Source organism: Nocardia sp. NPDC005746, from assembly GCF_040630785.1.
Classification (GTDB): Bacteria; Actinomycetota; Actinomycetes; order Mycobacteriales; family Mycobacteriaceae; genus Nocardia.
The window spans coordinates 19,446-36,439 of record NZ_JBEXYE010000014.1 but is presented as its reverse complement, the minus strand read 5'-3'; the positions used below and the strand labels follow the sequence as shown (position 1 = coordinate 36,439).

The following is a 16,994-nucleotide window of genomic DNA, read 5'->3' as shown; positions in this document are numbered from 1 at the left end:
ACCTAACCCGAGGTCAGATTCCCGAGGGCGTCCTTCGCCGGCGCGTACCCGGCTTCGGCGGATTTGCGGTAGACGCGTTTCGCGGCGTCCGTGCGCCCGAGGGATTTCCATTGATCGCCCAGGGCTTTCAGAGCGACCATGTCGCCGTCTCGTTCCACCTCGCGGTAGAGGAGCTCGGCTCGGTCGTCCTCGCCTCGGGCCTCATGAACCGTTGCCAAGTGGACTTTTCCGAGAATGTGGCCATTGTCGATGTAGCGGCGGTACCAGTAGGCGGCCTGGCCGAGGTCACCGGTCTTCATGCACATATGGCCCAAGGTCAGCATCGAGAGCGTATCGCCGTGCTCGGCGGCCCGCCGGTACCAGCGTTCGGCTTCCGCGCGGGCGCCCCGGTTTTCGAGGAGTCGCGCCAGGAAGGACATGGAGAGGGTGTCGTTCATCGAAGCGGCCTGACGGAGTAGCCGTTCGGCTTCGCCGATATCGCCGCGCTTCTGATGATCTCGGGCCCGGGCCAGCAACTGGCCGACCTCGCCACGCCTACGGCCGGTGCCCGATGGTCGCGAATTTCCCTTGGGTACTTCCGATTTCGGCGCGATGTCGGGCGGTGTCCGATCCGTGAGCATGGCCAACGCGTGCGGGACGGACGGACGTGACTCCGGCTGCCGATCCATCAGCCGGGTGATGAGCGGGCCGAGTTGCCCGGCGCGCACCGGCGCGGGAACCGCACCGAACATGACCGCTTTCATGGTTCCGTGAATGGTGTCGCGACGGAACGGCGAAACCCCCTCCACCGCCTGGTAGAGCGTGACGCCGAGGGCGTACAGGTCACCGGCGGGCGTGTCGTCGCCGTCGATGCGTTCGGGCGCCATGTACTCGAACGAACCGATGAGCGTCTCTTTGGCGGTCAGCGTGTGATCGGAGTGGTGGCGGGCGGTCCCGAAATCCGTGAGCAGCACCTCGCCGCCGGTGGCGAGCAGGATATTGCCCGGCTTGACATCGCGGTGGACCACGCCGGCATCATGGGCGGCCCGCAGGGCCTGCAACAAGGCGACGGCGACGGCGGCGGCTTCCGTGACGTCCACCGGCCCGTCGCTGTCGAGTCGCTGCTTCAAGGATCGGCCGGACACCAGGCGCATGACGATCCACGGCGTCCCGCCGTCGGTGACGACATCGAGAACGCCGACGATATTCGGATGGTCGCGCAGCCGGGCGGCGTTGCGGGCCTCACGTTCGGCCCGCACAACCCGCTCGGCGTGCTGTGCGCTCGATTCGGCCTGCGGGAGCAGCACTTCCTTCACCGCGACATCCACCCGCAACCGCTCGTCGCGCGCTTTCCACACGGTCCCGAACCCGCCACTGCCCAGCTTCTCGATCAACCGGTAGCGGCCGCCGAGAACCCAGCCCGGTCGTCCCAGCGCAGACATGAAGGCTCCCAGTGGTTCAGTGCCCCAGCAACTTCGGAACCAGTCAACCGTACTCGAATGCGGGTGCCCGAGGCGCCCGCAACCGGGACGGTCAGATCGCCCTTGCCCGCATGAGGTCCGATGGCAGCCCCCGTCATGGACGGCGAGCATGTGGGTCACCTTCGACAGTGTGTCGACGATGGATAATCAAACCTTGGAGCGAACCCGCGAGGGTCCTATTCGCCCGTCTGACCGTCCAGCTGTTCCCGGAGTAGGTCGGCGTGGCCGTTGTGGCGGGCGTACTCCTCGATCATGTGGGTGAGGATCCAGCGCGCGCTGTATCCGTCGTCACCGGATTGGTGATCGCCGACCGTGTCGAGCGATTCACAACTGTCCACAATCTCCCGCGAGCGAGCGCATTCCTCGTGCCACAGGCGAAACGCCTCATCCACATCCGCATCGTCGACGTCGAAGTCGACATCCTCCGACCGCTCGGCGCCCCAGTAGAACGCGGGCGCGTCCACACCCCCGAGCGTGCGGGCGAACCAGCCACGTTCCACGTCGGTCATATGACGAACCAGTCCGAGCAACGACAACGCCGACGGCGGCACCGCCCGCTGCCGCAGCTGGGCATCCGAGAGCCCTGAACACTTCCACGCCAAGGTATCCCGCTGAAACTGGAGAAAACTGCCGAGCGTCTCGTGTTCCCCGGCAACCCGAGGCGTCTCTGCCCGCTCGATCGACTCCATTCGATCATTCTCACCCGTTCCCACGCCGGCCGCCCGCGCCTTCCCCGGAAACGCCAAAACGGCCCGAGATCCCCTCGGGCCGTTGATCTTCGCCGCTACTTGACCGAACCGGCCAGCTGATCGGCATACGGGGCGATGAACTTTCCGACAATGGGCAGCGGCGCGCGGACACCGCCGGTGTTGTTCGCCTGCACCATGGCCATGATCCAGACGACGAGCGCCAGGAGCCCGACCGCGAGCCCGGCGAGGCTGAAGATGATCCCCAGCGCCCCGAGCAGCGACCCGACGATGCTCAGCACGAAGTTGAGAACGGAGACCGCTCCGAAGAAGACGATCGATTGCGAGGCATGGAATTTCACGTCGGGGTCGTTCTTCCCCAGGAACAGGAAGATGATTCCGGTGAGCCAGCCCAGCGCGTAGGACAGGATCGCGCTGGTCTTCTTGTCCAGGCCGGTGGACTGCGGCTGGTTGGCGGGAGGCTGAGAAAATGTCATGGCGTAAGTAAATGCCGCGCACGCCCCCTACCGATCCCAACTTCAGCATGAACCCGCAGGTCCATTGGCTGCGGGGTCAGTGCCGCGCACAGAAATCGTCCAGAAGCAGACGAGTGCGTTTCAGCGACGCCGGTACATTCGTGGGGATTCTGCCGACGGGGAGGGATGATGGCCGGCGAGCCTGTCATGACGCTGTACGACTACCAATTGGCGATGCTGCACCCGATGAACGACTCCGTTGCTGATCTGACGCCCTGGTCGTGCACAAATGAGGAGCTGCAAGAATCCAGCCTCGGCCCAATTGACTTCGTAGACGGATTCGGTGCGGTCGGAGACGTGGTTGCTTTCACCGCGACCGATCCCGATACCGGACGTCAGCAGCGCTACTTCGCCCACATCGATTGGGGCCTTCTGCAGGCGGTCGAACCGGCACCGGACTGGTACACCGACGAGCGACGAACCGATCATTAGCAACCGGGTGACCTGCGACCGCATCCGAGTGCTGTGGTTCGGATATGAGTAGGCCGCCCGAAATTGCTGCGCCGCTATCGAGTTCCGCTGCCTGGGTTACCGGATCATGGCGCCGATTGTTTCGACTCGATCCGCCAGGGGGACGCTCAACTCGATCACCGGGATGTCGGCGAGGAGGTGCAGCGGGTCGGTGTAGGCCAACTCCAGGAGCGTGTCGTTGACCGTGTGGCGCAGACCGAGCATCTCGGCCGGGGGCAGGAGCCGCTCGGTTTCGGGGGTTATGGGCACCAGGACCAGGAGATCCAGTGTGGCCAAGGCATTTCGGACTGTGGCGGGAGTGGTGGCGGACTCGAGGTCGAGGCCGGTCGCTGACAGGTAAGCCAGGAAGTCCAAGGGGGTTCGGTCGAAGACGGATCCGTCCGGCTCGCTGGTCAGCAGTTGGATCGAGCGGGTCAGCTGGGCTCGGTAGTCGGCGCGCGAGGGCGGGTATTCGAAGTCGTAGCCGTCTTCCTCGAGGAGGACATACGGTTCCTCGATCGGCGTGAGTTCGTCGAAGCGGGAACACAGTTCGTGAACCAGCGTTGTCTTGCCGGTCCCGTGTGGTCCGGATACCCCGATCCGCATTCGACTCCTTCGATTCGATGTTCTTGTACGACCAGCCCTCTGGCGCCAGGGCGCAGATCGGCTCTGCGCTGAACGGGCTCGCGCGGCTCGCCTATTCGCTTCTCGACTTCAGCCCCGCAAGGTGGCGATGGCCTTCTCGATGCGGCGTTGGCGGGTCTCGGGCTTCTTGGCGCTCTCGATGGCGTGGACGTGCTCGCGTTTACGGCTGTGGGACAGGTTGTCGTAGGCGGCGCGGGCCGCGGGGTCGGCGTTCAGGGCCTGGGTGAAGTCGTCGGGCTCGACGATGACTCGGGGTTCGGAGTCGAGCCGCACTTCGACCTCGACTTCGTCGCCGATCTCGACACCGGCGGCCTTCCGGTTGGCATTGCTGAGACCGAGTAGGTTGCGGCCGCGCAGGATGGCGACCCGGCTCTTCCAGGAGTGGCCGTTGAGCGTGATCGTCACCGGCGGGCGGGCGCCCCCGCCGAGCGCTTCCACTACCTCGGGCGGAACTTCCAAGCCGCGCATGGGCTCCGGCGGCTCGACGATGGCCCGAAACTTCATGTTCCTTCTCCTGTGGTTCTGCGGGCTCACCGCGGATCCGGCACGCCCGGCTCCGATTGCCGCTCCCACTTCCTACACCAGGATCATCGCCGCGTCCGGAACCGCCGCGGCACGGGCCGATCCTCGTGCCGCGCAGCGCAGTGCACAGCCGACACCGGTGTGCCGCCGACGCGCTAGCGCGCCTTGGTGGCCCACATGATGACGTTGGTTCCGAAGAACTTCTTCCGCCAGCCTATGTCTCGAAAACCCAGGCGAATCAGCAGATCCGCGACCTGTCGCGGGGATTCGAAAGCGCGCGTGCTGGATTCGAGATAGGTGTACGACGAGCGGTCGCCGGAGAACACCTGCCCGAGCAGCGGCACGATTGTGCGTAATCCCCACTCCACGATCGGCTTCGCCGGACCGCTGGGCGGGCAGGTCTCGAGGATGACGATGCGACCGCCGAGTCGGAGCACCCGTTGCTGTTCGCGCAACACCCCTTCGAGGTCTTCGACGTTGCGCAGTAGGTAGCCCTCGGTGATCGCATCGAACGATTCGTCGCCGAAGGGCAGGTCGGCGGCGTCGGCGAGCTGCCAGTGGACGGCGTCAGCCCCCGGCTTGGTCTTGGCGCGCTCCAGCATCCGCTCGGAGAAGTCGGCGCCGGTGACGGTGGCGGTGGGATAGGCGCGGGCGGCCTCCAGTGCGATCACGCCTGTGCCGGTGGCGAGATCGAGCAGGCTCCCGCCCGCGGGCGGTGCGGCGAGCTCGGCGACCTCACGACACCACCGGCGATGACGGCCGAGAGTCATGACCCGGTTCATCCGATCGTAGTACTCGGCGATTCCCTGGAAGATCCCGTGCACCGCACCACTTTTGCCCTGGGGCACCTCATCGATGGCCATCTCACGCACCCGCGCCGTCGGGGCGCTCGCCCGTCGAACGGTTCAGGATCAGGTCTCCCGCTCGCGCGATGACCTCTTCACGAGTCCGGCCGGGGTGATCGGCGGCGAGGAAATGGCTGCCGATGGCCGCGCAGAAGGCGAGGAGGCTGCGAGCCTCGATCTCGGCGGGATCGGAGCAGACGGTGCCGATCGCGTCGCGCAGTAGGTCCATGCGCCGATTGTCCACTCGGCGTAGGCGTTCGGCGACGGCGGCGTCGCGGCGGGCCCAGTCACGCACGGCCAGGTCGATGGGAAGCAACCGGCCATCCGAGAAGGTGAGGCGACCGGCCAACCGGGCCTTGTCGAGAACGCTGCCGTCGGCCTGCTCGACCTCCTCGAGCACATTGTCGACCGCTTCGTGCTCCCAGGTGTCGAGCATCGCCGTGAGCAGCGCCTCACGATCGGCGAAGTAGCCGTAGAACCCGCCCTTGGTCACCCCGAGCGCCTTGGCGAGGGTCTCGATGCGCACAGCATCGACGCCCCCGGTGGCCAAGGCGCTCAACCCGGCGTCAATCCATGTCTCGCGCGGTGTGCGCAGCGCACCCATGCCGTGATCCACCCCACTCCAACGTTGTACGGAACCGTATAACTGATCTAGCCTCACATTATACGCAACCGTATAACCCACTGAGGACGGTGTCATGTCCAATCGACTCCCCCGTGCCGCGCACACCGAAATGCCATGGCGGATCCACGAAATCGCGCCCGACTTCCAGATACAGGACGTCTGGGCCTTTCGAGCGCCCGGCGCCGGAGCGGACGACTTCCCGGTCGCTCTCGCCCTGCTCGACACCGACGGCGGCCCATCCACCGCGTCCCCGCCGGTTCGGTTCCTCTTCGCGGTGCGCTGGCGGCTCGGCGCCCTCCTGAGCTGGGACGATCCCGGCGCTGGACTCGGGACCCGGGTTCGGTCACTACGCGACCGGCTGCCCGACGACCTGCGCCAGGAGCCGGCCGGTCCGACCGTGCCGGGCACCCCGTTCACGACGCTGTACGAAACCCATGATGAATCGGCGCTCGAGCTGGCGAACAAGACCGTGCACGGGGTGGCGCACCTCGGCTGGGTCCCGACCGGCGACGGGTACGAGCTGCGGATGGCGGTCCTGGTCAAACCGAATGGACTCCGCGGCCGGTTGTACCTGGCCGGCATCGAACCGTTCCGTCTGCTCATCGTCTATCCCGCGATGCTGCGCCGATGGGATCGTCTGTGGCGCCAACACAATTCGATCGGGGGCGGCGACGCCGGGGGCTCGACCGAGGAGGTCCGGTGATCACGTGGGCGGGTCGGCTCATCGTCTTCTTCGGAGCCGCGCACACCACTCTGGCCCTGACCCTCGAGGGCGCCGCGCGCCATGCCGGTGACTGGTTCAGCGGCGCCCTGTGGCACGACGACCTGTCCGCGATGAGCCCCGCCAACAGCGCACTCTGGCTTTCGCTGGACAGCTTCGGAATTCCGCTGGCCACCGTCGGACTGATCGTGCTGTGGCTGGATCGGCGCGCCCTCACGCCACCGCCGTTCATCGCCTGGATACTCGGGGCCTGGACCATCCTGGGCGCGGTGATCATGCCGCTCACGCCATGGCCGATCATGGCGGTGGCGACCGGTCTACTGGTGGCGGGCGCCCGACATCCCGCCCCCGCCCCGACACCTGAAGCCGGTTAACGGCCACGATCGTTCCGACCTATTCGACCTCGACTTCTTCGCGAAGAACTGAGATCTAGCAACGCTAGACAAGCTCTCGAGCCCATGTTACCGTTGCTCCATAATCTAGCGCTGCTAGATTGCAGGTAACCGACGAGGAGTAATCGACATGAGCTTCACCATCAATGAACAGAAGTTCCTCGCTGAGGCCGGGCTCGGCCGGCTGGCGACGGTGTCGGCCGACGGTGTGGTGCAGAACAATCCGACCAGCTACCGGGTGAACGCCGACGGCACCATCGACATCGGCGGCATGCGGATGGTCGCCACTCGAAAGTACCGCAATGTGCAGTCCGGCAGCCGGGTGTCATTCGTTGTCGACCAACAGGTTTCGCTGGAACCGTACGAGATTCGCGGCGTCGAGGTGCGCGGCACGGCCGAGGCGATCGAGGACATCGACCCGCCGTTCCCCCACCAGGAACGCGCCATCATCCGAATCCACCCGGAACGCATCATCTCCTGGGGCATCGACGGCGGCTCCTTCGACTTCACCAGCCGCCGCGCCGAGTAATCAGGTGGCGTAGGCGATTTCTCGTCGCCCGGCGGGACGGGGGCCGGGTCGGTACGATCCTCTCGCGGTTCATCGGGGGTGGATCGCCCCGGTGGGTCCGGGAGTTCGAGAGTGAGTCGACGTGACCAGTGAGCCGTTTCAGTCCTATCCGAAGCCGGAGACTTACGATCCGTTCAGGGGTGGGCCCTTGCGATCAGCCGAACCGCCTCGGACCGTGGTCTATGCGTTCTACCTGATGCTGGCAAGTGCCGCACTGACGGTCGTCGGGATGCTGTACGGCTTGACTCTGCTGCCGGAGATTCGCCGGGACGCAGGGGAAATGGAAGCCGGCAGCCTGACCGGCGGCAAGCTCGAGACCATAGTCACCATCGGCATCGGCATCGGGCTCGCGATCTCGGTGATCACCGTTGTGCTGTGGATCTGGATCGCGTTCGCGAGCCGTGCCGGGAAGAACTGGGCGCGGGTCACCGGGACGGTCCTGTTCGGCTTGGACACGTTCGGCATGCTGTTCTCGATGATGTCGGACAGCGCCACCGTGCCCACGATCGTGATCAATTCCCTGGGCTGGGCGATCGAGCTGGCCATCGTAATCCTGTGGTGGGGCAAACAATCCACCGCCTACTTCCGTCCCGCCGCGCAGAGCACGCCGCAAGCCCCCGGCCAGGGTCAGCCCGGTCCCTGGATCTACTGACGTAACCGTCGTCATGCCCCGGCAATCACTTGCCGGGGCATGACGCGTTTCAGTGGGTCATCGGTGCACCGAACCAGGTCGACAGGGCCCGGTGGAAACCCGATGCCGCGGTTTCGGCGGGCTCGGCGAAATCCGCTGCCCAGGCGATGTAGGCGTCGGGGCGGATCAGGAGGGCGTCGGCGGGAGGGTTGTCGGTTTTGGCGGTGAAGACGTCGACCCGGAGGGGCCAGCGTTCGGCGACTTCCCGGAGTTCGGGGCGGTCGGCGAAGTCGAGGAGGACGGGGCGGGAGGTGTGCATGAGTTCGGCGACGGTGACGATGTCGGGGTCGGTGTGGAGGGTGAGGTTCGGGGCGAAAGTTCCGGTCAATGGGTGGGTTTCGGGGGTGGGGTAACGGAGGTCGGTGGCGCCGACGAGGGCGCCCAGGCGGTGGGCTGCGGGGTCGTCGGTGAGGAGTTCGGTGAGGACGTCCCGGAGGGCCTCGGCGGCGGGGTCGCCGCCTCGGCGCAGAGCGACTTGGGCGCGGGTTTGGAGACGGGCTCGCGCACCGGCGTAGTGGCGTTCGGTGTGGTAGGTGTCGAGGAGTGAAGCGGGCGCCCAACCCTGCACTGCCGCAGCGAGTTTCCAGGCCAGGTTGACGGTGTCGGACAGACCGCAGTTGAGGGCCGTGCCCGTGGCCGGGAAGAGGTGGGCCGCGTCGCCTGCGAGGAAAACTCGTCCGGCGCGGTAGTTTTCGGCCTGTCGGTCCTGGAAGACATAGCGGGACAGCCGGGACGGCTCACCCAGAGGCAGGTCGAAGCCCAGGACGCGGCGAATACTGGCGCCGAGTTCGGCCATCGTCAGCGGATCGTCGCTGTCGTAGTCGGCGGGGTCGTCCTCGGTGGACTGGAGATAGAGGATGCCGCCGTGGGCCGCGACGGCGAACATGCCGTGCTCGGTGCGGGTGAAACCGGAACGGACCGTGCCGTTTCCGGGGATTTCGAGGTCGCCGTTGGGCAGGATTGTCACCGATTCGGGGATGGTGACCTGGGCCAAGCGGTTGACCTCCGAGAAGGTGGTGCCGGGAAAGTCGATTCCGGCCATGGCGCGGATCGGGCTGCGGCCGCCGTCGCACCCCACCAGGTAGCGAGCCGTCACCCGGTAGTCGCCGTCGGGACCGCGTACATCCGCGGTGACGGTCGAGTCGTCCTGACTCAGCCCGGTCACTTCATGGCCGCGGCGGATCTCCGCGCCGAGTGCGTCGGCGTGCTCGCCCAGCATGCGTTCGACGGCGTGCTGGGCGATGGACAGTGCCCGCATCGGCGGGTCGGCGAGGCCGGTGAGGTCCAGATGGACACCGCCGAACGGAAATCGAGGTGGCGGGTAGCCGCCCTCCGCTGCCGCTTCCAACCGGCCGAGCAGTCCTCGATAGTGCAGCACATCCAGGATCCGGCCGCCGAGACCGCTGGCCTTCGGAGTCGGCCGGGGTTGCGGGTGACGTTCCAGGACCAGAGCCCGGACGCCCGCGAGGCGGAGTTCACCGGCAAGCATCAGGCCGGTCGGGCCCGCTCCCACGATGATGACGTCGGTTTCCACACCCATTGTCGCTCAGTGCCTTTCGTATGGTTCGGTGGCGAGCGCGGCTGAGCTCTCCGCCACGGCCGCGCGGATCAATTCGGTTATCAGCGGTTCCGACGCCCGCGCGGTCCAGACCACCACCGCGTCGATGGGCGGCGCGTCGGTGATCGGGACCACGCTGGTGGCGGGGTCGGCGTAACGACGGCCGAGGGACTCCGGCGCGAGCCAGATCCCCTGCCGCCGGGCGGCGATGATCGGCCCGTCCGCCGTGTCGAGCACCGTCGGCTCCGGATGCCCGGCGGTGGGACGCAGGGCGGCGGCCCAATACCGTTCGGCCGGATCGGACAGGAAGATGGCCGGGAGCACCAGGTTCTCCGCGGCCAGGTCGGCCAGCGGCAGCCGCTCCCGCCCGGCGAGCCGGTGATCGCGAGCGAGCACCGCCACCCACGAGTCCTGTCCGATAATGCTGTAGCGCAGGCAGTTTCCGCCGAGCGGCAGCCACATCAGGCCCGCGTCCGCCCGGCCCGACTCGAGTTCGCGCAGGCTCTCCGGCATCGACCGGACACTCACCAGCACCACCCGCAGCCCGGGATCGGCCGCCTCCAGCCGGTCGGCGATCCGGATCAGGAACGACGCGGTCGAACGGGGGCAGCACACCACCCGCAGCTGGTTGATCGACTGCCCCGCAACGGTATTCAACCGCACCGACAGCTCCATCAACCCGGCCACCATGGTTTTCGCGCCGTCCGCGAAGATCTCGCCGGCAGCGGTGAGACTCACCCCTCGAGAGTCTCGCACCAGGAGAATCACTCCCAGCGCCCGCTCCAGCTGTTTGATCTGCGCGGACAGCGTCTGCTGGGTGGTGTGCAGCCGGGCCGCCGCCCGCGTGATGCTGCCCTCCTCCGCGACCGCCCGGAACGACTCGAGCTGACGGATGTTCAACTCCGGCAGCACCGAGCGGGGACGGCGGTCCGGTAGCCGCTCGGCTGGGTCAGACATCCCGCGGCGACCGGGTCAGCGAAACCGTCAGCGCGGCAAGACCACTCAGCACGGCACCGAACCACAGCACGGCCGTGAGAGCCAGATTGTCGGCGATGAGGCCGCCGAACAATGCGCCCAACGCGATCGCCAGATTGAACATGGCGGCGTTCAACGCGCTGGCCGCCTCGGTGGAATCCGGTGCGGCACGCAGAATCCAGGTCTGCACACCCACCGGGATACCGCCGAAGGTCAGACCCCACACCAGCAGCAGACCCAACCCTGTGACCGTGGTGTGGCCGACCAGCGCGACCAGCACCAGCACGCTCGCCAACGCCACGCTGATGGCGATCAGCGCCGCGCGAATATCGCGTCCCGCCGCGGCCCCGGTGACGAAATTGCCGACGATCCCGGCGATTCCGAACCCCAGCAATGCCGGACCCACCACCGCCGGATCCACCCCGGCCACATCCCGCAGGATCGGGCTCACGAACGTGAACGCCGCGAAATGCCCACTCACCAGCAGGAACGTGACCAGCACCCCGGCCCGCACCACCGGATTGCGGAACTGCTCGGCCAACGTGCGCAACCGCACCGGCTCGGTCGCGGGCAAGGGCGGCAGCAGCGCGAGCAGCGCCACGACCACCAGCAGCCCGAGCCCGCCGAGCACCCCGAAAGCGATCCGCCAGTCGGTCAATTCACCGAGCAGCGTGCCCGCCGGAACACCCAGCACATTGGCGGCCGTCGCCCCACCGAAGGCGATCGCGGTGGCCCGCGGCACGTACTCGCCGGGCACCATGCGCACCGCGATCCCCGCGGCCAGCGCCCAGAAGCCGCCGATGGCGATGCCGACCACGAAACGCGATGCCAGCAGCAACCCGAAACTCGGCGCGAACGCGGACAATACGTTCGCACCCACCATCAGGCTGATCAGGCCGAGCAGCACGATGTGCCGATCCAGCCGCCCGATCGCCACCGGCAGCACCGGCGCGGTGGCCGCCGCCACCAGGCCGGGCACGGTGACCATGAGCCCCGCGGTGCCCTCGGAAACACCCAGCGCGTCGCTGACCGAGGTCAGCAGACCCACCGGCAACTGCTCGGAGGTCACCATGGCGAAGGTCCCGAGCGCCACCGCCCCGACCCCGAGCCACCGGTGCAGCGGAACCCGTTCCGCCACCGAATCTGATGTCGGAGAACCGACAACGGACGTCATTCAACAACTCCTCGAAAAGGGATCGCGACCGATCGGTCACCGAGACGGAACCCCTGCTCACACCGGGCGTCAGGGGCTCACGTACTAGAGTGATCGCCCGGCCACCGCCGAACAACGACAGAACCAGCAATGCCGCATTAACCGCGGAGTTAACGAGACAGGGATTCCGTGGAGCTGCGCGAGATCGAGATCTTCTTGACGCTGGCCGAAGAACTGCACTTCGGCCGAACCGCCGAACGACTCAATGTCACCCCGGCGCGCATCACGCAGGCGATCAAGAAGCAGGAGCGGCAGATCGGCGCGCTGCTGTTCGAACGCACCAATCGCACGGTGCGGCTCACCTCCGTCGGCGAACAACTACGCGACGACCTGCGACCCTTGTTCGAAGGATTGGAACGCAGTGTGCGGCGCGCCAAACAGGCCGCCCGCGGGCACACCGCGGTCTTGAAACTGGCCCTGCTGCCGTTCAACATCCCCGAGTTCCACCGCTATTGGAACGAATTCCGCGCCCGCCACCCGCAGTGGGAGCTCCAGGTCCACCGACTCCCCTACACCGACGTCTTCGGGTCCCTGCGCAACGGCGACTACGACGTGATCGCCGTCTGGGGCCCGGTCCCCGACGACATCACCTTCGGCCCAGCCCTTTTCAGCGACAGCCGGGTGATGGCCGTCAGCCGCGGCCACCCACTGGCCGATCGCGACACGGTGTCGATCGAGGACTACCCCGACTACCTGCACTCGATGCCGCCGGGCAACGCCCGCGAATGGGAGGAGACCTACCTCCCCTTCACCACGCCGTCCGGACGCCCGATCAATCGCCTCCGCCCGGTCACCAATGTCGACGACCTCATCGAATGGGTCATCAACGGCGACATCATCCATTCCTTCCCGGCCCACGTCACCGAATTCTGGAAGATGTCGCACGTCCGCTTCATCCCCATCCCCGACATCCCGCCCCTCACCTACCACCTCTGCTGGCGCGCCGACGCGGACACCGAGCCCATCCGCGCCCTCGCCCAAGTCCTCACCGACCTACGCGGCGCATAGACCTACTCCCAGGCGAAGCGGGGCTGATCGAAGTGGTCCACGCGGGTCGCGCGGCCATGCAGGGCCACTTCGCGGAACTGGTGCAGGATCGCGGCGGTGGGGGCGTGCAGGTGGCCGCCGAGCAGCGGGAGCTGGATGGTGGGGCGGTCGGAACCAGGGACGGCGGCGAAACGCGGGTTGACGTCGAGTTCGGCCAGTGGGATCCAGTGCACGGAAGCCACTTCGGCGGGGTTCGGGGCGAGGGCCGGCGGGTCGCCGACCCAGGCCACGACGGGGGTCATGATGTAGCCGGACCGGGTCGGGTAGTCGTCGAGCAGGCCCAGGACGGCCGATCGGGGCAGGGCGATGCCCAGTTCCTCGTGAAGTTCGCGCAGGGCCGCGGCTTGCGGGTCCTCGCCCGGGTCGAGGCGGCCGCCGGGGAGGGCCAGCTGGCCGGCGTGGGCGCGCAGGCTCGGCGCGCGTTCAGTCAGCCAGATGCCTTGGTCCGCACCGCGGTCGACGATCGCGATCAGCACCGCGGCGGGTTTGCGGCCTTCCGGGTCGACGGTCCGGCGCGGGAAGGCGTCGAGCGCCTCGGCCATCGCGTCCCGCAACCGGGCCGCGGGCACGTCGGTCCAGCGGTATCCGCTGCTGTCCTGGTCGACGGGCATTCGCCGAACCTAGATCGCCGCGACACCCACCGTCAAGCAGCCAGTATCGTTCCGGCATGCGCGATTTCGGGATGGGATTTGCCCAGTTCTTGGCGGGGCAGCGGTGGGTGGCACGGCATCGCCGGGAGTACGGGCTGGGGCTGGTGCCCGCGCTGATCACGCTGGCGATCTACGGCGCCGCACTGGTCGGGGTGATCGCCTGGGGCGGAGATGTGGCGGAGACGCTGACACCGTTCGCGGATGGGTGGCCGAGCCCCTGGCTGGGGTTGTTCCGCGCAGCGCTGATGGTGGCGTTGATCGCGCTGGCGGTGCTGGTGGCGGCGTTGACCTTCACCGCGGTCACCCTGTTGATCGGATCGCCGTTCTACGACGTGATTTCCGAGCGGGTCGACCGGTCGGTCTCGCCGGACGGAACCGCGCCCGAATCGGGGCTGGCCTGGTGGGTCGAGCTGTGGGTGTCCGTGCGAGACAGCGCTCGAATCCTGGTGCGGGCCATGCTGTGGGCGGCACTGCTGTTCGTGCTGGGGTTCGTGCCCGTCATCGGGCAGACGGTGATTCCCGTGCTGGCGGTGTTCGTCACCGGATTCTTCCTGACCCAGGAGCTGACTTCGGTTGCGCTGCAACGACGCGGAGTGCAGCTGAACCAGCAGATGGCCATGCTGCGCTCCCGCAAGACCGTGGCCTGGGGCTTCGGCGCACCCCTCGCGGCGGCGTTCCTCATCCCGGTGGTGGCCGTGTTCCTCATGCCCGGGGCGGTCGCCGGGGCCACACTGCTGAGCCGTCAACTACTGGGCGAACCGACCCGGGCCTGATCCCGCCGCTCACCTGGTCGAGAGCGCGAAGGCGGTGAGGAATCCGGCGACGGTGACCAAACCCGTCACCAGGTGGGCGTTTTCAAAGGCCTCCGGAATCATCGTGTCCGCGATCATGGTCAGGATCGCGCCCGCGGCCAGCGCGATGATGGCGGCCAGGACGGACGCGGACAGCACATCCGACAGGGCGAAACCGAGCATGGCCGCCGCCGCGCTGAGCACCGCGATGCCGCCCCAGAGGCCGAAGATGTAGACGGGAGTGCGGCCCGCGCGACGCATGCCGGTGGCACTGGACAGACCCTCGGGGATATTGCTGATGAACACCGCGGCGACGGTCGCGACGCTGACCGCGCCGCCGGAGGCGATGCCCACACCGATGATCATCGATTCGGGGATGCCGTCGAGCAGTGCGCCCAACGCGATCGCGGTGCCCGAACCTTCCTGATCGGCCTCCGAAGGCTGTTGATCACCAGACCGTTTGCGGTGCCGTGCGCCACGGCGGGCCAGCGCGCTGTTCGCGCCGGTGTACAGCGCGGCCCCGGCCAGCGCGCCGACCGCGGTGGGCACCAGCCCGCCGCGCGCGTGCGCCTCGTCGATCAACTCGAACGAGACCGCCGACAGCAGTACGCCGCTGCCGAACGCCATGATGGTCGCCACCAGCTTGGCGGGAACCTGGACCAGATAGCCCAGGCCCGCGCCCATCACCAGTGCCGCGCCCGCGAGCAGTCCCCAGCCACCCGCCTCGACCACAGTGCCCATGTCCAGTGATTACCACCGGACCCGGCCCGACGGTGCGCGACCGGCCGATGGGCGGCTCAGCGAGTGACGGCGGGCAGGGACTGCGCTTCGGCGAACGCCGCCATGTCGACCATGCGGCGGGCATTGGACAGGGCGGTGATGGTGCACACGCCCAGCGCGCCGGTGCGGTCGTAGAGAGTCGCCGTGGAGACCGCGATACCGTTCGCGGACACGTGATCCCGGGCGTGCACGCCGATCTCCGGGCCCTCCGGCAGGCGCGAGAGGGTCATGGTGACATCGGTGTTGATGTAGCCGACGCCCGCGGTGCCCCAGTTGCACACCAGGTTGGTGGTGTCGGCCGCGAAGGCCGCGCGCTCGAACGGGGTGATGGGCTCGCCCGCGATCAGGGGCGGAACGTTGTTCCAGGCGGCCTTGCGATGCGGGTTGACGCCGGAGGCGAAATCGTGGGTCCAGTCGGCGGATCCGGACTTGAACAGCGGCGGCGCGCCCTCGGGGCGGTCGAGCCGCTGGTCGGGGACCGGCAGCTCCTGGGTGGGCTGCCAGATCTCGCCGGGCGGCTCGGCCGCGGCGATCAGGAATTGGACGGTGGCGCGGGCCCGGACCTGGTCCTGCTGGACGATCGAGGCGTCGACCACGCGAATGCGGTTGCCGTCGCGGACGATCGAGCTGTGCAGTTCGATCGGCTCGTTCAGGACGGGGCTGAACATGTCGACAGTGAAACGGGCGGGCACGAACTCGGAACCGGGGTTGTGGGTTTCGAGCTCGTGGGCCAGCAGCCCGCAGACGGCGGTGCCCGCGAGCTGGCTGGAAGACCAGGCGCTGACCGCCATGCGGGTCGCCGTATAGCGACCGTCCTCCCGAGTGAAGAACGCGGTCATGATGCCTCCCCTACCTGGTGAATGATCTTCCAAATTAGAACACGTGTCAGAAACGCGGGGGAAGGCGCGCGTCCCGATCAGCGAGCAGCGGGCGGAGTCAGTTCACCCAGGGCGGGTTCACCACGGTGCCGTCGAGCAGCTCGCCGGTGAAGCCGACCGGGGCCGTGACCAGCACCTCGGCGGTCCGGTCGGACGGGTTGTCCAGGCGGATGACCGAATCCGCGGGCGCCACGCCCGCGTCACCGGCGGCGAGTCGCGCCGACTCCCCCTGGATGGTCAGCGTGATCGAGCCCGCCAGCACCACGAAGCCCTCCTCGCGGTGGATGCGGTGCGCGACGCCCTGGGTGCCGGGCGCGATCTCGAGACGCCACACGCACAGCTCGCTGCTGCCGACAGCGGGGCGGATCAAGGGGGTGAAGCGGGAACCGTGCATCTCGTGGGACTGGATATCGGCGGCGTGGACGACGGGCATGAGCACTCTCCTTTGGTCAAGTAGCTTGACTATATAGTCAAGCTTGTTGACTTCTTTGTCAAGTGCCAAGATCTCAGACATGCCCGGACCCGTACAGGACCTGCCGCTGCTGCTGCTCGCGGCCGCCGCCGAGGTGACCGACGCCATCAACGACGGCTGCGTGGCGGCCGGGTTCACCGACATCCGGCCCACCCACGGCTTCGCCTTCGTGCGCATGGCGCCGTCCGGGGCGACGGTCGGCGAGATCGCCGAACACCTGGGCGTCACCAAGCAGGCGGCCAGCCAGCTGGTCGACGAGCTCGTCAAAAAGGGCTACGCGCAGCGCAATCCGCATCCCACGGACGCCCGCGCCAAGATCATCACGCTCACCGAACGCGGCTGGGCGTGCACCCGCGCCGCCGACGCCGCCGCGGCCCGGTTCACCGAGCGATGGGCGGCGACACTCGGGGTCGAAGCGACGGTGGACCTGCGCAACGCCCTCGCGCGCGTGGTCACACCGGGCCGCGTGCGCCCCTCGGCCTGGTGACC

The 16,994-nt window shown here is 67.7% G+C and carries 22 protein-coding genes; 8 read left to right on the top strand and 14 right to left on the bottom strand.

Annotated elements, in window-relative coordinates:
• Positions 1-2: 2 nt before the first annotated feature.
• From ABZ412_RS25005 to ABZ412_RS24995, 3 genes are all read right to left on the bottom strand, one after another.
• Positions 3-1,421, bottom strand: coding sequence for a serine/threonine-protein kinase (locus tag ABZ412_RS25005; protein WP_357284302.1), 1,419 nt, complete (start codon positions 1,419-1,421; stop codon positions 3-5).
• 215 nt (positions 1,422-1,636) lie between these two features.
• Positions 1,637-2,149, bottom strand: a complete 513-nt coding sequence (locus ABZ412_RS25000) for a DinB family protein (protein ID WP_357284299.1) — start codon at positions 2,147-2,149, stop codon at positions 1,637-1,639.
• A gap of 95 nt (positions 2,150-2,244) precedes the next feature.
• Positions 2,245-2,643, bottom strand: a complete 399-nt coding sequence (locus ABZ412_RS24995; RefSeq protein WP_357284296.1) for a DUF4870 domain-containing protein — start codon at positions 2,641-2,643, stop codon at positions 2,245-2,247.
• Between the two features lie 168 nt (positions 2,644-2,811).
• On the opposite strand from ABZ412_RS24995, the gene ABZ412_RS24990 reads away from it, so the two are divergent.
• Positions 2,812-3,114, top strand: coding sequence for a hypothetical protein (locus ABZ412_RS24990; RefSeq protein WP_357284294.1), 303 nt, complete (start codon positions 2,812-2,814; stop codon positions 3,112-3,114).
• 96 nt (positions 3,115-3,210) lie between these two features.
• Here ABZ412_RS24990 and ABZ412_RS24985 read toward each other — a convergent pair whose 3' ends face one another.
• From ABZ412_RS24985 to ABZ412_RS24970, 4 genes are all read right to left on the bottom strand, one after another.
• Positions 3,211-3,738 (bottom strand): AAA family ATPase, encoded by a 528-nt coding sequence (locus ABZ412_RS24985; RefSeq protein ID WP_357284291.1) that lies wholly within the window; start codon positions 3,736-3,738, stop codon positions 3,211-3,213.
• 108 nt (positions 3,739-3,846) lie between these two features.
• On the bottom strand, positions 3,847-4,281 hold the full coding sequence (locus ABZ412_RS24980; protein ID WP_357284289.1) for a YdeI/OmpD-associated family protein: 435 nt from the start codon (positions 4,279-4,281) through the stop codon (positions 3,847-3,849).
• Positions 4,282-4,454: 173 nt separating this feature from the next.
• On the bottom strand, positions 4,455-5,162 hold the full coding sequence (locus tag ABZ412_RS24975) for a ubiquinone/menaquinone biosynthesis methyltransferase (RefSeq protein WP_357284286.1): 708 nt from the start codon (positions 5,160-5,162) through the stop codon (positions 4,455-4,457).
• Position 5,163: 1 nt separating this feature from the next.
• The gene (locus tag ABZ412_RS24970; RefSeq protein ID WP_357284284.1) at positions 5,164-5,748 is read right to left on the bottom strand and encodes a TetR/AcrR family transcriptional regulator; all 585 of its coding nucleotides are present in this window, start codon (positions 5,746-5,748) and stop codon (positions 5,164-5,166) included.
• 94 nt (positions 5,749-5,842) lie between these two features.
• On the opposite strand from ABZ412_RS24970, the gene ABZ412_RS24965 reads away from it, so the two are divergent.
• From ABZ412_RS24965 to ABZ412_RS24950, 4 genes are all read left to right on the top strand, one after another.
• Positions 5,843-6,472, top strand: a complete 630-nt coding sequence (locus ABZ412_RS24965) for a DUF2867 domain-containing protein (RefSeq protein ID WP_357284281.1) — start codon at positions 5,843-5,845, stop codon at positions 6,470-6,472.
• A complete protein-coding gene (locus tag ABZ412_RS24960) occupies positions 6,469-6,864 on the top strand; it encodes a DUF6463 family protein (protein ID WP_357284278.1) in 396 nt (131 codons plus the stop codon). Before ABZ412_RS24965 ends, ABZ412_RS24960 begins: the two co-directional genes overlap by 4 nt.
• A 148-nt stretch (positions 6,865-7,012) precedes the next feature.
• A complete protein-coding gene (locus ABZ412_RS24955) occupies positions 7,013-7,411 on the top strand; it encodes a PPOX class F420-dependent oxidoreductase (protein ID WP_357284275.1) in 399 nt (132 codons plus the stop codon).
• A 121-nt stretch (positions 7,412-7,532) separates the two neighbouring features.
• Positions 7,533-8,102 carry a hypothetical protein gene (locus tag ABZ412_RS24950; protein ID WP_357284273.1) on the top strand — a complete coding sequence of 190 codons (570 nt, stop codon included), beginning with the start codon at positions 7,533-7,535 and terminating at the stop codon, positions 8,100-8,102.
• Between the two features lie 49 nt (positions 8,103-8,151).
• Here ABZ412_RS24950 and ABZ412_RS24945 read toward each other — a convergent pair whose 3' ends face one another.
• From ABZ412_RS24945 to ABZ412_RS24935, 3 genes are read right to left on the bottom strand one after another with little or no spacing between them, the layout of a single operon-like run.
• A complete protein-coding gene (locus ABZ412_RS24945; protein WP_357284270.1) occupies positions 8,152-9,681 on the bottom strand; it encodes an FAD-dependent monooxygenase in 1,530 nt (509 codons plus the stop codon).
• 6 nt (positions 9,682-9,687) lie between these two features.
• Positions 9,688-10,656 carry a LysR family transcriptional regulator gene (locus ABZ412_RS24940; protein ID WP_357284267.1) on the bottom strand — a complete coding sequence of 323 codons (969 nt, stop codon included), beginning with the start codon at positions 10,654-10,656 and terminating at the stop codon, positions 9,688-9,690.
• On the bottom strand, positions 10,649-11,848 hold the full coding sequence (locus ABZ412_RS24935) for an MFS transporter (RefSeq protein ID WP_357284265.1): 1,200 nt from the start codon (positions 11,846-11,848) through the stop codon (positions 10,649-10,651). The genes ABZ412_RS24940 and ABZ412_RS24935 overlap by 8 nt, the downstream gene beginning before the upstream one ends.
• A gap of 168 nt (positions 11,849-12,016) precedes the next feature.
• Here ABZ412_RS24935 and ABZ412_RS24930 point away from each other — a divergent pair, with 168 nt between their 5' ends.
• Positions 12,017-12,895 (top strand): LysR family transcriptional regulator, encoded by an 879-nt coding sequence (locus ABZ412_RS24930; RefSeq protein ID WP_357284262.1) that lies wholly within the window; start codon positions 12,017-12,019, stop codon positions 12,893-12,895.
• A 2-nt stretch (positions 12,896-12,897) separates the two neighbouring features.
• Here ABZ412_RS24930 and ABZ412_RS24925 read toward each other — a convergent pair whose 3' ends face one another.
• Positions 12,898-13,476: a CoA pyrophosphatase gene (locus tag ABZ412_RS24925; RefSeq protein ID WP_357284579.1), complete on the bottom strand. Its 579-nt coding sequence runs from the start codon at positions 13,474-13,476 to the stop codon at positions 12,898-12,900.
• A 125-nt stretch (positions 13,477-13,601) separates the two neighbouring features.
• Here ABZ412_RS24925 and ABZ412_RS24920 point away from each other — a divergent pair, with 125 nt between their 5' ends.
• Positions 13,602-14,357: an EI24 domain-containing protein gene (locus ABZ412_RS24920; protein ID WP_357284260.1), complete on the top strand. Its 756-nt coding sequence runs from the start codon at positions 13,602-13,604 to the stop codon at positions 14,355-14,357.
• A gap of 9 nt (positions 14,358-14,366) precedes the next feature.
• Here ABZ412_RS24920 and ABZ412_RS24915 read toward each other — a convergent pair whose 3' ends face one another.
• The 3 genes from ABZ412_RS24915 to ABZ412_RS24905 form a co-directional block, all read right to left on the bottom strand.
• The gene (locus ABZ412_RS24915) at positions 14,367-15,116 is read right to left on the bottom strand and encodes a ZIP family zinc transporter (protein WP_357284257.1); all 750 of its coding nucleotides are present in this window, start codon (positions 15,114-15,116) and stop codon (positions 14,367-14,369) included.
• A gap of 56 nt (positions 15,117-15,172) precedes the next feature.
• Positions 15,173-15,994, bottom strand: a complete 822-nt coding sequence (locus ABZ412_RS24910; protein WP_357284254.1) for an acyl-CoA thioesterase domain-containing protein — start codon at positions 15,992-15,994, stop codon at positions 15,173-15,175.
• A gap of 97 nt (positions 15,995-16,091) precedes the next feature.
• Positions 16,092-16,466: a cupin domain-containing protein gene (locus tag ABZ412_RS24905; RefSeq protein WP_357284253.1), complete on the bottom strand. Its 375-nt coding sequence runs from the start codon at positions 16,464-16,466 to the stop codon at positions 16,092-16,094.
• A gap of 79 nt (positions 16,467-16,545) precedes the next feature.
• On the opposite strand from ABZ412_RS24905, the gene ABZ412_RS24900 reads away from it, so the two are divergent.
• The gene (locus ABZ412_RS24900; RefSeq protein ID WP_357284250.1) at positions 16,546-16,992 is read left to right on the top strand and encodes a MarR family winged helix-turn-helix transcriptional regulator; all 447 of its coding nucleotides are present in this window, start codon (positions 16,546-16,548) and stop codon (positions 16,990-16,992) included.
• Positions 16,993-16,994 lie beyond the last annotated feature (2 nt).

Bases quoted from the DNA above. Each gene is read 5' to 3' on its own strand.
- ABZ412_RS24955 (WP_357284275.1), top strand. From the start codon at position 7,013: ATGAGCTTCACCATCAATGAACAGAAGTTCCTCGCTGAGGCCGGGCTC.
- ABZ412_RS24900 (WP_357284250.1), top strand. From the start codon at position 16,546: ATGCCCGGACCCGTACAGGACCTGCCGCTGCTGCTGCTCGCGGCCGCC.
- ABZ412_RS24910 (WP_357284254.1), bottom strand. From the start codon at position 15,994: ATGACCGCGTTCTTCACTCGGGAGGACGGTCGCTATACGGCGACCCGC.
- ABZ412_RS24905 (WP_357284253.1), bottom strand. From the start codon at position 16,466: ATGCCCGTCGTCCACGCCGCCGATATCCAGTCCCACGAGATGCACGGT.
- ABZ412_RS24970 (WP_357284284.1), bottom strand. From the start codon at position 5,748: ATGGGTGCGCTGCGCACACCGCGCGAGACATGGATTGACGCCGGGTTG.
- ABZ412_RS24945 (WP_357284270.1), bottom strand. From the start codon at position 9,681: ATGGGTGTGGAAACCGACGTCATCATCGTGGGAGCGGGCCCGACCGGC.
- ABZ412_RS25005 (WP_357284302.1), bottom strand. From the start codon at position 1,421: ATGTCTGCGCTGGGACGACCGGGCTGGGTTCTCGGCGGCCGCTACCGG.
- ABZ412_RS24940 (WP_357284267.1), bottom strand. From the start codon at position 10,656: ATGTCTGACCCAGCCGAGCGGCTACCGGACCGCCGTCCCCGCTCGGTG.
- ABZ412_RS24920 (WP_357284260.1), top strand. From the start codon at position 13,602: ATGCGCGATTTCGGGATGGGATTTGCCCAGTTCTTGGCGGGGCAGCGG.
- ABZ412_RS24995 (WP_357284296.1), bottom strand. From the start codon at position 2,643: ATGACATTTTCTCAGCCTCCCGCCAACCAGCCGCAGTCCACCGGCCTG.
- ABZ412_RS25000 (WP_357284299.1), bottom strand. From the start codon at position 2,149: ATGGAGTCGATCGAGCGGGCAGAGACGCCTCGGGTTGCCGGGGAACAC.
- ABZ412_RS24980 (WP_357284289.1), bottom strand. From the start codon at position 4,281: ATGAAGTTTCGGGCCATCGTCGAGCCGCCGGAGCCCATGCGCGGCTTG.
- ABZ412_RS24990 (WP_357284294.1), top strand. From the start codon at position 2,812: ATGGCCGGCGAGCCTGTCATGACGCTGTACGACTACCAATTGGCGATG.
- ABZ412_RS24915 (WP_357284257.1), bottom strand. From the start codon at position 15,116: ATGGGCACTGTGGTCGAGGCGGGTGGCTGGGGACTGCTCGCGGGCGCG.
- ABZ412_RS24985 (WP_357284291.1), bottom strand. From the start codon at position 3,738: ATGCGGATCGGGGTATCCGGACCACACGGGACCGGCAAGACAACGCTG.
- ABZ412_RS24975 (WP_357284286.1), bottom strand. From the start codon at position 5,162: ATGGCCATCGATGAGGTGCCCCAGGGCAAAAGTGGTGCGGTGCACGGG.
- ABZ412_RS24925 (WP_357284579.1), bottom strand. From the start codon at position 13,476: ATGGCCGAGGCGCTCGACGCCTTCCCGCGCCGGACCGTCGACCCGGAA.
- ABZ412_RS24935 (WP_357284265.1), bottom strand. From the start codon at position 11,848: ATGACGTCCGTTGTCGGTTCTCCGACATCAGATTCGGTGGCGGAACGG.
- ABZ412_RS24965 (WP_357284281.1), top strand. From the start codon at position 5,843: ATGTCCAATCGACTCCCCCGTGCCGCGCACACCGAAATGCCATGGCGG.